This is a genomic window from Barnesiella sp. An22 (assembly GCF_002159975.1).
Classification (GTDB): Bacteria; Bacteroidota; Bacteroidia; order Bacteroidales; family Barnesiellaceae; genus Barnesiella; species Barnesiella merdigallinarum.
Genome location: NZ_NFJR01000004.1, coordinates 106,075 through 119,246, shown reverse-complemented (window position 1 = coordinate 119,246; position 13,172 = coordinate 106,075). Strand labels below are relative to the sequence as shown.

General features: G+C 51.4%; 11 protein-coding genes. 6 read left to right on the top strand and 5 right to left on the bottom strand.

Annotation, left to right across the window (positions count from 1 at the left end; genetic code table 11):
- Positions 1–8 precede the first annotated feature (8 nt).
- On the top strand, positions 9–1,205 hold the full coding sequence (locus B5F38_RS05865) for a transglutaminase domain-containing protein (protein WP_087408373.1): 1,197 nt from the start codon (positions 9–11) through the stop codon (positions 1,203–1,205).
- 91 nt (positions 1,206–1,296) lie between these two features.
- Here B5F38_RS05865 and rpe read toward each other — a convergent pair whose 3' ends face one another.
- Both rpe and B5F38_RS05855 read right to left on the bottom strand, forming a co-directional pair.
- Positions 1,297–1,947: a ribulose-phosphate 3-epimerase gene (rpe, locus tag B5F38_RS05860; protein ID WP_087408372.1), complete on the bottom strand. Its 651-nt coding sequence runs from the start codon at positions 1,945–1,947 to the stop codon at positions 1,297–1,299.
- A gap of 97 nt (positions 1,948–2,044) precedes the next feature.
- Positions 2,045–3,370: a retropepsin-like aspartic protease gene (locus tag B5F38_RS05855; protein ID WP_087408371.1), complete on the bottom strand. Its 1,326-nt coding sequence runs from the start codon at positions 3,368–3,370 to the stop codon at positions 2,045–2,047.
- A gap of 584 nt (positions 3,371–3,954) precedes the next feature.
- Between B5F38_RS05855 and B5F38_RS05850 the strand changes: the two genes are divergently transcribed.
- On the top strand, positions 3,955–6,405 hold the full coding sequence (locus B5F38_RS05850) for a phosphodiester glycosidase family protein (protein ID WP_087408370.1): 2,451 nt from the start codon (positions 3,955–3,957) through the stop codon (positions 6,403–6,405).
- 82 nt (positions 6,406–6,487) lie between these two features.
- On the opposite strand, the gene B5F38_RS05845 is transcribed toward B5F38_RS05850, so the two are convergent.
- From B5F38_RS05845 to B5F38_RS05835, 3 genes are all read right to left on the bottom strand, one after another.
- Positions 6,488–7,141: an ATP-binding protein gene (locus B5F38_RS05845; RefSeq protein WP_087408369.1), complete on the bottom strand. Its 654-nt coding sequence runs from the start codon at positions 7,139–7,141 to the stop codon at positions 6,488–6,490.
- Positions 7,138–8,499, bottom strand: coding sequence for an MATE family efflux transporter (locus B5F38_RS05840; RefSeq protein WP_087408368.1), 1,362 nt, complete (start codon positions 8,497–8,499; stop codon positions 7,138–7,140). The genes B5F38_RS05845 and B5F38_RS05840 overlap by 4 nt, the downstream gene beginning before the upstream one ends.
- A gap of 545 nt (positions 8,500–9,044) precedes the next feature.
- Positions 9,045–9,947 (bottom strand): nucleotidyltransferase, encoded by a 903-nt coding sequence (locus B5F38_RS05835; RefSeq protein WP_087408367.1) that lies wholly within the window; start codon positions 9,945–9,947, stop codon positions 9,045–9,047.
- 330 nt (positions 9,948–10,277) lie between these two features.
- Between B5F38_RS05835 and B5F38_RS05830 the strand changes: the two genes are divergently transcribed.
- The 4 genes from B5F38_RS05830 to B5F38_RS05815 all read left to right on the top strand — a co-directional run bounded on the left by B5F38_RS05830 (position 10,278) and on the right by B5F38_RS05815 (position 13,065).
- A complete protein-coding gene (locus tag B5F38_RS05830) occupies positions 10,278–10,868 on the top strand; it encodes a sigma-70 family RNA polymerase sigma factor (protein ID WP_087408366.1) in 591 nt (196 codons plus the stop codon).
- Between the two features lie 76 nt (positions 10,869–10,944).
- Positions 10,945–11,106, top strand: coding sequence for a hypothetical protein (locus B5F38_RS14390; protein WP_164470573.1), 162 nt, complete (start codon positions 10,945–10,947; stop codon positions 11,104–11,106).
- 343 nt (positions 11,107–11,449) lie between these two features.
- Positions 11,450–11,992: an RNA polymerase sigma-70 factor gene (locus B5F38_RS05820; RefSeq protein ID WP_087408364.1), complete on the top strand. Its 543-nt coding sequence runs from the start codon at positions 11,450–11,452 to the stop codon at positions 11,990–11,992.
- A gap of 140 nt (positions 11,993–12,132) precedes the next feature.
- The gene (locus B5F38_RS05815) at positions 12,133–13,065 is read left to right on the top strand and encodes a FecR family protein (protein WP_087408363.1); all 933 of its coding nucleotides are present in this window, start codon (positions 12,133–12,135) and stop codon (positions 13,063–13,065) included.
- The last annotated feature ends 107 nt before the right edge of the window (positions 13,066–13,172 follow it).

The following is a 13,172-nucleotide window of genomic DNA, read 5'->3' as shown; positions in this document are numbered from 1 at the left end:
CATCCGATATGAAAAAAACTCATGCCCTCCTGCTGCTGTGCGCCGGGTTGGCCTGCACGGTTGCAGGCTGTACCTCGTCGGGAATCTCGGCCGACAGTCAGCGACAACTCGAAACCGTGCTCGACGATTCGCCCCGAGCCGACAGCCTGCGCACTCTACTCAAGGAGACACCCCGCGACGAACAGGAAGCCATGGCCTATCTGCTGGCCTGGATGCCTCAAGGCGACCGCGACACCATGGACCTGGCACTGCTGCGCGAAAACGTGACCTACGCCTGCCGCGCCCGTGCCGAATTTCCCTGGACCAAGGCGCTGCCCGACTCGATTTTCCTCAACGAAGTGTTGCCCTACGCCTCGGTCGACGAGGTGCGCGATGCCTGGCGGAAAGATTTCTACGAGCGCTTTGCCCCTCGGGTGAAAGACTGTAAAGATATGCGTGCGGCCTTCGACACCATCAACCGCATCATTCCGCAAGTAGTGGGAGTTGAATATAATACCCTGCGCGAAAAGACCAACCAGAGCCCGTCGGAATCGATGCGCCAGGGCATGGCCTCGTGTACGGGGCTCTCCATCCTGCTGGTCGATGCCTTGCGCTCGGTAGGTATCCCGGCCCGCTTCGTGGGCACGGCTGCCTGGCACGACAACCGGGGCAACCACAGCTGGACCGAGGTATGGCTCGACGGGGCCTGGTACTCGACCGAATACTACTACCCCCCTGCCCTCGACGGCGCCTGGTTCATGGCCGATGCCGGACAGTCGACTCCGGGCGACCGCATCCATGCCATCTATGCCGTATCGTTCCGCCCCACGGGCGACTGGTTCCCGATGGTCTGGAATCAGGAGTCGCGCGACGTGCATGCTGTCGACGTGTCGCAACGCTATATCGACCTCTACGGCCAGCAGACCCAAACCATTGCCCGGGAGAATACCCACACCGTGGTGACCTTCGTCATGTACAAGGACAAACAGCATAGCACCCAATCGGAAGACCGGGTCGAGGCCAACGTCGATGTCTTCTGCAACGGCGTGCAACTGGGTGGCGGCCGCACCGCCGGTCCCTTGCAGGACATGAACGATGCCCTCAAGTTCCTGTTGAAGAAGGACCAGACCTACACCTTTGTCTATGAAAACGCCCGGGGCGAACGCGCTACCGTCGAGGCAACCGTCGGAGCCGACCCCGTGACCGTCACAGCCTATATGGAATAACGATACCATCCGCATAAAGAGAAGCCCTCGCCTGCCAACCGATGTGCAAGCGAGGGCTTCTGCTTTATCCTCTTTCAAGTTCTCTTTTTCGTTACAACTGTTTCAGCCGGGCTATGGTATCGAGCGGAGCCTCGGAGTGGAACACGAAGCTGCCGGCCACCAACGCATCGGCACCGGCCTCGGCCAACTGCCGCCCCGTCTCGAGGTTCACGCCGCCGTCTATTTCGATGAGGGCGTGCGAATTGCGCCGGGCAATCATCGCCTTCAGGTCGCGCACCTTGTCGAGAATGCGGGGGATAAACTTCTGCCCGCCGAAACCGGGATTGACCGACATGAGCAGCACCACGTCGACATCCTCGATAATATCCTCGAGCAGCGACACCGGCGTGTGCGGGTTCAGCGAAACCCCCGCCTTCATGCCCGCCGCATGAATCTGTTGCACCACCCGGTGCAGATGCGTGCAAGCCTCGTAGTGCACCGTCATGATGGCGCCCCCTATCTGCTTGACCTCGGCGATAAACTTCTGCGGCTCGACAATCATCAAATGCACGTCGAGCGGCTTTTTGCACCGACGGTTCACAAACTCCAGTACAGGAAACCCGAACGAGATGTTCGGCACAAATACGCCATCCATCACGTCGATATGCAGCCAATCGGCCGCACTCTCGTTAATCATGTCTATCTCGCTGTTCAGATTTCCGAAATCGGCCGACAGCAACGACGGAGAAATTATTACGCTCATATCACTATCTTGTTTATACAAAAGTACAAAAAGAAATGCAGACGAAAAGAAGATAACAATAATTTTCTTTCGTCTGCATAATAGATTATTATCGTTTCTATTCAAATGTCGTCAATACAAAATCGACCATATTGAATCGTACTTTGTCAAAAAGCATCAACGATCTGAGCCCTAAATTACATTGATAAGAATACAATACACCGTCTGTATTCTTTTCCAACAAAACAACCATTTCAGGTACAGACACTTGACTATTTCCCAATTCGAGTGCTATGTTTTGCATTCGATAACACTCCGATATGTGCACACCTCCAATTCCTGCACCTCTGACAGTATCCAATTTACAATGAGTAGTGATGTATTCTTTGTTATTCGCAAAGAATCTTTCGTCTAACGAACCATATGAAGCATCACCGGTATCAATATTCATCAACATTTTATTACCGTGTACGATACCCTTGCCCAATAAATTCATACTGGATGAAAAACACATGTTTGGAGACACTTGGCTTCGTTTGGGAGCGGCTGATGGAACTGTAATTTTATGATTGACAAAATCAAGGGTTAGGTCTTTGAGTTGTAACATCAGTTCGCTACCGACCACAATATCGAAACAGTCAATATATTGGTCTGCCTCTTCGTTATGAGTTGTTATGTTTATGACATAAAAAGGAACATCCGTAACAATCATATCTCCAATTTTCAATTCCTTGGCTATTGCGTAGTTCCCATTTTGTATGCCTACTCCCCCAACAGTACTTGATGCTTCGAGTGGAATTAAATTATATTTAAGGGCCAATGATTCGGTAATAATATTTACTCCTGCGCCTGTGTCAAAAGTAATATCGGCTTCAACGCCATTTATATAACTGTCTCTTAGATGCATCAATACCGAATTGTTCTTTTCCGGACCAACCGGTACAATCTCAAACGGAATAGTCCCTGCCGAATTTTCAAATGTGATTTTATATGGATTGTATTTAGATAGGGCTTCGTATTGATCGATAAATTGCTGAATCCCTGCAATGGTTGTACTATCAAGATACGAGCGTATTGAACCAAGAGTTGAAGATAACATGTTTGCAGCAGCCTCATTATCTCCAGTCCTGCTTAAGTCCATGGCAAACATCATGGACGAACTGAGCATATTACCCAAATCAAGATTGTCTGACTGAGTGTTGAATAATTCCGTAAAGGCAGGAATAGAAACATCTGGACGATTCAACCTATTTCCAATAAGGCAACGAGAAAATATTTCAAAAAAATCGCTGATTGAATCTCTGGGCTCTGTTTGATATAAAGAGTCCAATGCAAACCAGTCTGAATTATTCATTGCATCAGCTATTTTTTCATCTGAACTTTGACTGTATCCAAATGAAAATGAACCTAAACATATCCCTAATGTAAGAATGAGTTTCTTCATAATCTGTTGTATTATTGTTTATCATTACTATCGTAATCCTCAATCCAATGACAAAAATAGTGAAAGTCGAAGGTAGAAAAACAAACTTGCTTGATTTTTATACTGAGACGCATCCTATCTTCGTGTAACAAAGATAATGTGAAAGGTGAGGGCAGGGACAAACGGAAACGCAGTTTTCGATATTTGGCTATGCCGAACCGACTCCTATTCTACACCCCTCCTCCTCGACCCCGCGTCGCAGCGCGGGGTGACACCCCGTCATACCACACCCCGATGCGGTATCCAGAAATACCCATACGACGAAACAAAAATTTGTCTATCCCGAGCCGACTCCATCTCCACTTATATTCTCATATCAAATACAGCTACCCCATGAATCACAATAAATAATATTTAGATACAATATTTTAGGGTAATTTATTTAGTGATTTCCAAAAAAGCACTTTATCTTTGTTAGTGTCAATACGTGCAGAGTTCTGCCTCACAAGGCAGTAGTCGCTGACGTACCAGGCCGCACAATCCCATAACATGCCTTGTGCGGACACTTGACCAACGACAGAAGTCTTACTAATATATAAAAACACATGAGAAAAAGATTTACTCTCCTTGCCTCGATAGCCATGGGTATTCTGGCCGGACAGGCTGCCGCTCCCGACTGGGGAGTGGCCGATACCTTGGAACACTACGAAATAGGCCCCGGCATCCAATACATCAAGATACGGTACGAATCGGTACCCCTCACGCTGTGGGCTACCACCATCGACATGACCAACCCCTACAATGCCATCGAGCAGGTGCAGTCGAACAACGCCGTGCCCGACCTCTCGCGCGAACTGGTGCAAGACATGTCGAAACGGCTCACCCGGCCGGGACATAAGGTGTGTGCCGCCTTCAACCACGACTTCTTCAGCTATGATGCCGGCATCTGCATCGGGCTCAACGCCAGCAACGGCCTCATCTCCTGGTCGTCGGGCAGCGGTCGCTCTACCTTTGCTATCACACAAGACAAAACGGCCTCGGTATTCTTCCCCGTGCCTCAGTGCTCGGCCTCGCTGCCTACCGGCGAGTCGGTAGCCATCGACCAGTTCAACTGGGGTATCGGCTACACCAACGGCGACTGCGTGCTCTTTACCAACCTCAACGCCCTCACGCTCGATGCCGAGGGGCGGTATATCAAGCTGCGCCCGCTCGGCGACTGGATTATCAACGGTGAGCCTACCGCGTGCGAGGTGCTCGAGGTATCGGACTCGCCGCTGCAAACCTCCGAGAGCGATTTCGTGCTCTTCCTGCGCAACACGAAACGCGATGCCCTGCCCGGTGTGGCTGTCGGCAGCGAAATCACTATCTCGCAGAAACTGATACCCGGCAAGTTCGGCACCCCGCCCGAGAATATCCTGCAGGCCTTCCACGGCTACCCCAGCATCGCCTTCGAGGGGAAACTGCACGAGGGCGAATACAACGATTTTGAAAACGGCCGCGAATACGAGCTCTCGTGCCGCACCATGGCCGGCATGTCGCAAGACGGGAAGACGGTCTACTTCGTAGCCACCGAACTCTCGGAGAACAGCGTGGGTATCAACTGCATCGACATAGCCAACTGGATGCTGGCCCACGGCGCCTGGAACGTGGTCAACTTCGACAGCGGAGGCTCCACGGCCATCGTGGTGAACCACACCATGCTCAACCTGCCGGGGCGCGGCTCGCTGCGTCCGGTCATGGACGGCGTGCTGGTGGTATCGAATGCCCCCGAAGACAGCGTGGTGGCCCACTACACCTTCTCGAAAAGTCAGTTGAACGTACCCATTATCTCGCTGGCACCGCTCACCCTCATGGCTCAGAACCAATACAAGGATATTGTCGAGCGTAACGTCGAAGGTTTCACCTTCCGCTGCGAACCGGCCGAGCTGGGTTGGGTCGACGACGAGGCCGTATTCCATGCCGGCGAAACGGTGATGGCGGGTAAAATCATTGCCGAAAAGGACGGTATCTCGGCCGAGCTGCCGGTATCGACCCGACCGGTCGAAGGCATTCATATCGCTGTCGACGAAGTGCTCATCGACAGTGTGCGCCCCTACCGCATCAACCTCGAGGGGAGCATCAACGGCCAGGTATATACGCTCGACCCGGCAGCTTTCACCTGGAGCTCGACCAACCCCTCGTGCTGCCGCATCGACGAGGGGGTAATCAAAGGCTTGGCCAACGGTGAGACTACCCTCACCGGCACCCTCGGTGACCTCACGGTAAATCTGCACGTAACGGTAGAGGTGACCCCGGCTACACTCGTACACGAAGACTTTGCCGACCTCACCGACTACCCCCTCGCCTCGACCGTAGCCAACACCCTCACCCTCACGCACGAGGGGCTGCCGGCCGGATGGAGCGACGGAGCCGTGCTGCGGTTCGACCAGAAGGCGGGGCGCAACCCCTATGTCGAACTGGGCAAGAGCTACCGGCTGTACAGTCTGCCCGACTCCATTTCGCTGCAAATCAACCTCTCGGACGAGGCGCTGGCCGCCATCAAACACATCCGTTTCGACTTCACCCACCAAGGGGGTAAAAACTACTGGCAACCCGAGTATGTGCCCTCTCACACCGGCGACCAGACTATCACGTGGGCCTTTGCCCAAGAGGGTGGCGAATATCCCATCGAGGACTTCCCCCTCACGCTACAGGCCATCCGCCTGGTGCTCAACGCCGGCAGCCGGTCCGAGGTAGCCATACCCCTGCGAGACCTGCGGGCCTACTACCCCGTGAAGGAGAACTCGGCCGTAACGACCCCCGTTGCCGAGAGCCGCTTTGCCTGGATCTCGACCGAGGGCTCGCCCGTGCTGCACTACCGCCTGTCGCGCACCGGTGCGGCCGACATCGCGCTGTGGACCCTCGACGGACGGCAACTCACCGCCTACACCACCACCCGCGAACTGCCGGGCACCTACACCTACCCCCTGCCCGACCGCTTCCTCACGCCCGGGATATACCTCGTGACAATTCGGGCCAACGGCCAGACTCAAAGTTTGAAATTCAGGGTAAAATAAGATAAGGTTATTATAACAGCGGGGGAGAGCGGTGTGCGACCACTCTCCCCCGTTTTATGTTATCATTCGAGCTTATTCAACCTCACTCTTCGCTTTGCCGCAACCGATAATAAAACTTGTGATGCTCGAAGCAGACCTCGAGCAACCCGAAGCGGACAAAGCGAGCTATATGCTCCACGGCCGACCGATACGAAAGCCGGGCCAACCGGCTGTATTTGCTCACCGTTATCTCGCCATGCTCGGCCAGATAGTCGAGCAACATCTGCTCGCGCTCGGTATACTCCACAAGCGACCCGCGCTTGCTGTTCTTCTGCCGCCACACCGCCAGGTGCACGGCCGTAGCCAGTATGTTCTCGTCGGCAATGCGCACATAGGCCATGTATTTGCCGGGAGCCACCTGGGCCTGTATCGGTTTCTCCGGAGCCTTGGGTATCTCGGCAATGAGCACCGTCTTGCCGTCGACCGTATAGGTGTGCATGACAATATCGACCTGCGGCTGGCAGTAGAGCCGGGCCGCCGCCTCGATCATGTAAATCTCCTCTTCGGAGCGCACCCCGGCAATGCGGCCGTTGTCCTTCACCCCGATGAGCAACCGGCCGCCGTCGGTATTGGCAAAGGCCGACAGCGAGCGGGCTATCTTGCGGGCATCGGAGATTTCGAACTTGAAATCCTGCTGCTGGTGCTCTCCCTCGTCGATGAGCTGTTGCAGATAGACTTTGTCGGATACCGGCTTCATATCTGCCCCTCCTTCATCAATCTACGCAGGCGGTAGCGGAACCGCAGCCAAAAGAGGAAGCCGGCCGAGAACAATCCTGCCGGAAAGGCGACCCACACCCCCACGACTCCACCGTCGAGCGTGAAACCACACAGGTATCCTACCGGCAAGGCTATCACGAAATAGGCCACGAAGGCAATCCACATCATGGGCTTCACGTCGGCCGTACCCCGCAGGGCGTTGGCAAAGGTAATCTGCAAGGCATCGCCAAACTGGTAGACGATGAGCGAATAGATGAGCACCACCACAAGAGCCATCACCGCGGGGTCTTCGGTGAAACTGTATACGATAGGCACCCGAGCCAGGTAGAAGAAGAGACTGGCTGCCACGGCCAGCACCAGAATGATGCCCAGCCCGGCATGTACGGCCCGGCGCAGGTTGGGGAAATCGCGCTGTCCCATAAAGTGGCTCACCCGCACCGCCAGGGCAGCACCCATACCATAATAAATCATAAAGCCCAGCGTACTGACCGAAATCATAATCTGGTGAGCCGCCAATGGCACACTGCCCAGCCAACCCACCATGATGGCGCTCAGCGAGAAGGCAGCCGTCTCCATACCCATCTGCAAGGCCAGCGGCCACCCCAGGGCATTGAGTTGCACGAAGTCGTTGCGGTTGAAGCGCGAATGGCGCATCGCCTCCCGATAGGCCCGGTAGCGAGGCATCCACCACACCATCCCCACAAAGACCAGCAGCATGACTACCCGCGACACCAGCGTACTCACGCCGGCACCGAACAGCCCCCATTCGGGGCAACCGAAGCTACCGTAGATGAGCAGATAGTTCCCTATGATATTGAGAGCATTGCCCCCCAGCAAAATCCACATGGGCGTGCGTGTATCGGTGAGCCCCTCGGAGAACTGCCGGAAGCTGTTGAAGAGCATCACGAAAATGAGCGAGATGAGCTGCAAGACAAAATAGGGCCGTATGTAAGGCAACAACTCCACCGGCTGTCCCAGCCGATCAACAAAACAGTAGACCACATACATGATAACCGTGAGCAGCACCGCCACTGCCGTGTGAGCCACGAGGGCATTGCGGAAAACCCGCCCGATGCCCTGCACGTTGCCGGTCCCCTGCAACATCCCGATCAGAGGGGTAAGTCCGTATGAAAAACCCGTCGCAAAAATAATAGCCAGATTAAATACATTGTTGACAAAGGCAGCAGCCGCAAGCTCCTCGGTACTGTGGTGCCCGATCATCACCGTATCGGCCAGTCCCAATATAATCATACCCAACTGCCCCACGACAATGGGGAGTCCCAGTTTCAGCAACGAAACGACCTGTTGCTTATAAGGCAATAGTGGAATCGCATTCATAAATACCATTTCAAAAACAGCGTGCAAAGATAGTGAAAGGTGAGAGGAGAATAAAATATCGAAACATCGTTTCAGATATTTTTTATCCCGAACCGTATCCTATCTTCTATAAAGATAGTGAAAGGTGAGCGACAAGCAAAGATGCTTGCATGATTTGCTTGGCCGAGCCGCATCCTGTCTTCGTGTAACAAAGATAGTGAAAGGTGAGAGGAGAATAAAATATCGAAACATCGTTTCAGATATTTTTTATCCCGAACCGTATCCTATCTTCTATAAAGATAGTGAAAGGCGAGCGACAAGCAAAGATGCTTGCATGATTTGCTTGGCCGAGCCGCATCCTGTCTTATCTAAAGATAGTAAAAGTCGAAAGCAGAAAAACAAGCTCGCTTGATTTTTATGCCGAGCCACATCCTGTCCTGCTATCCATGCGGCGTCTCGAGAAGAGCGGCATCCTGCCCCACCCCACCGAGAGACAAAGAGAGAGGGGTTGCACTCACGCGAGACAACCTCTCTCTTCTGATAAACTTTTATGTCAAGCCTCTCGATTAGAAGAGCTTGGCAGGATATTCACCGGCATCGACCAGTGCCTGAATCTTGTCGACAACCGACTGACGGTCGGCGGCATAAGTCACACCAAACCACTTCGACGGCGTGTCGAGTACCGTAACCGTAGCCTTACCCGATTGGATGAGGTCGTTGACTACCAGCGGGATAAAGAACTCGGCCTTGATATTGCCGGCATTCTCCTGGAGGAATTTAACGAAATACTCTTCGGAGTATTTGAAATAGTCGGGCGTGAAGCCCCACATGTTCATCGACACAGGCGTATTGTCATCGATAGCCGTCCAGCTGTCGTCGTCCTCCTTGTACATGACCCGGCCGTCGCGACGCTCGATTTGCGTACGCTCAACCACCGAAGTCAAGTGTTTGGCGGCATTGGTCTCGCAGATACCGCGAGCCACGGTACCGCTCTCCGACAAGGTGTTGCCTACCCGGTAACCCACCATGCAATAGTCGTTTTGCTTACCCTCCTGATTCTTCAGATAGTCGGCCAGGATGGCAAAGCTCTCGCGGCCGTAGAAGTCGTCGGCATTGATGACGGCAAACGGCTCTTTAATCACATCCTTGCCCATGAGCACGGCGTGGTTGGTACCCCACGGTTTGGTGCGGCCTTCGGGGCAGGTAAAGCCCTCGGGCAGGTCGTTGATCGACTGGAACACCAGTTCGCACGGGATATGTCCTTCGTATTTGGAAAGAATCTTCTCTCTGAAATCTTGTTCGAAATCTTTACGGATGACGAAAACTACTTTACCGAATCCCCCACGCAAAGCGTCGAATATCGAATAATCCATAATCGTTTCACCATTGGGGCCCAGTCCGTCGAGTTGCTTCAAGCCCCCATACCGGCTACCCATACCGGCGGCCAATACAAAAAGAGTTGGTTTCATAACAGTTTCTTGTTTTTTAGTTTTCCATGAGTTGCAAATGTAATTATTTTTTATGATAATGCACCCATGCGCTCCCGACTTTTCACCTCCGGCTCTGAGGAAGGTCTCGTTAATCGGCTCGAAAACAGAAGAAACACAATGCTAACAAACCGATTTTGTTCACGGCAACTATGTTAAAAATGAAACGATAGCACAAAAAAATTCTATTTTTGCTTTCCGTTTTCAAAAAAAACATCTTTATTTGCAACGAATAATAATTATTGAATCACTCTAAAATAAGATTGCCTATCGACAAAACATTACGCTGGAATAAAAAAAAGAGAGGTAGTAATGAACGATTTATTCGACCGCACCGACGAAGAATTGGTTGCGCTGTATGCCGAAGGTAATAATGGAGCTTTTGATGTATTGCTCAAGCGTCATCAGGCCCGTACTTTCAACTATATTTTCTACATTGTCAAAGACAAAGAGTTGGCCAACGACATCTTTCAGGAGACCTTTGTCAAGGCCATTATGACCATCAAGCAGGGACGCTACACCGAGAACGGCAAGTTCCCGGCCTGGATTTCGCGTATCGCCCACAATCTCATCATCGACTTCTTCCGCCAGGAGAAGGCCGACAACTACGTCGTATCGGACAACGAAACCATGGACATCTTCAACCGCAAGGAGCTGAGCGAGGGTACGGTCGAAGACGCCATCGTACACAACCAAATCGAGGCCGACATACGCAAACTCATCAAAGCTCTGCCCCACTCGCAGCGCGAGGTTCTCATCATGCGCTACTACAAAAACATGAGCTTCAAAGAGATTGCCGACCTCACCCAGGTAAGCATCAACACCGCACTGGGGCGGATGCGTTATGCCATACTCAACCTGCGGAAAATGGCCGAAGAGAACAACATTGTTCTCACTCTGTAATAAAAAAGAGCACCTCACAGATAATAAATCACAGGCCGACGACGTTTACCATATACAAACATCAACACTTCGGCCTATGAAAAAAACCTCTACTCCCAAAGACACCCTGACAGTGAGAAGCTCAAAGACGCAACAACAGCCGTCGGCCTCGACAATCGACTTTATCAGGCAATTTGCCAGAGCCTACTCGTTCGAGCCGCAACTTCCGACCTCATTGGGCGGATTCGTGAATAACTGATACAAAGGGGGATTCCTGCCAACAGGGACTCCCCCTTTGAGTATCGGCCCCACCCCCTTCTCTCTCCGTCTGAATCGGTCCTGCTCCAGACAGACAATCAATCACCCCTCCTTTATCTTCTTCACATTTCTTTGTGCAACAACTTTTTTTTAAAAAAATTAGGTTGCCTATTTCCGTTTTTATTCTATAAATATTATATTAGCACGCCGATTTTCCTTATGGAATGCACGATTTATGACCTTAAAAATCTAAGTATCATTGAAAAAAAACACAAAATAGACGAATTGCAAACCTTTGATATGCTTTTCAAGAGAGGTATAGATTTTGATATAATTCAAAGTTAATGACACCGATTACTCAAGAAGAAAACGATTTCAACCACATTTTTAGAAGCTCTAAAAATGGGTTCATTCAATTTGCATACTCCTATCTCGGGAATATGCAAGATGCCGAAGATGTAGTCATGGAGTCATACATTCAATACTGGGAAAACAAAGACAAAGAGACCTTCAAGTCGACCAACATAAAAGGATATATCTTTACCATCATCCGCAACCGGTGTATCGACGTACTCGAAGAGCGCAAAAACCTGCTGCAAAAGAACGACGAACTGCACCGCCATCTCATCGGCGAAATCGAAATCAACATCTCCTCGCTCAAAGGGTGCGACCCCTCCGAGCTCTTCACCAGCGAAATCGAAGAGATTGTAAACGACACCATCAAAACCCTGCCCAACCGTACCCGCGAAATCTTCTACGAACGGTACCTCGAACAGAAACCCTACAAAACCATCGCCGAGAACTTCGGCATATCGGTCAAAGGTGTGGAATTTCACATCTCAAAAAGTCTGAACATGCTGCGCAAAAACCTGAAAGACTATCTGTAACCGACAACAGCCTCCGTATTTCCAACGAAAGAGAAGCAGAGCCTCACCCCAGACATCCACGACCCGCCTTAACTCCCCCCTTATAAAAAAATCTTATTTTATAACTAGGGATACAAAGATTTATAAGGTTTATATAATGTATGAAAAAAGAAACATTATATAGATATTTTGGGAATTGCGCCACCGAAGAAGAGCGCAATGAGGTCGTGACATGGGCACAGGCCTCGCCCGAAAACCTGAAGGAATTTTGCCGGGAACGCAACATATACAATGCCGTTTTATTATCGACCGACGCCATACAGCACACCCAGTACGACTTCCGCCGCCACTACCGCATACAGCTTCTGCGCATTGCCGCAGTAGTCATTCTGCTGCTTTCGGTAGCCTTCGGAGCCTTCTACTTCACGCTGAGCGACCGTATCGTTCCCCTCTACTCACTCACGGTTCCCGCCGGTAACAGCAACACCCTGCTCTTGCCCGACGGTACCAAAGTATGGCTCAATGCCGAATCGACCATCAAATACCCCTCGTCGTTCATGGGGCTGCAACGCAACATCGAAATCGAGGGCGAAGCCTACCTCGAAGTTGCCCACAACCGATGGAGACCCTTTATCGTCAACACCCCCAACGGAAAGATAAAGGTGCTGGGTACCAAATTCTACGTCACTTCAACCACCGAAGAGAAAGACTTCATGGTATCGCTCATCGAAGGCTCGGTAAAAATCTCGTCGGGCGACAAGAGCGCAACCCTCAAACCGGGCTACCGCGCCCAATTCAAGGATGGTGAATTCAAACAGTCGGTCATCCGCTCGCTCGAGTCGGAACTGTGGAAAGACGGTATCTACTATTTCAAAAACCAATCGTTCGCCGAGCTCATGGATGGTTTTGAAAAGTGCTTCGGCGTAAAAATCAGTATCGACCGAGAGATACAGAGCAACGAGCGCTATACCGGTAAATTCTATCGCTACAACGGTGTACAACATGCCTTACACGCCCTGCAACACGACTTCGATTTCGATTTCAAATGGAACAACGAACATAATACCATTTACATAACTGCAAAACACAAATAACATCTCCATGCCTATGAACATATAACACACCTATTACCCTGAAACACCCAAAACATTTTTTATTCACAATCCTTGTTGAATACCCATAAACACACATATGTATAGAA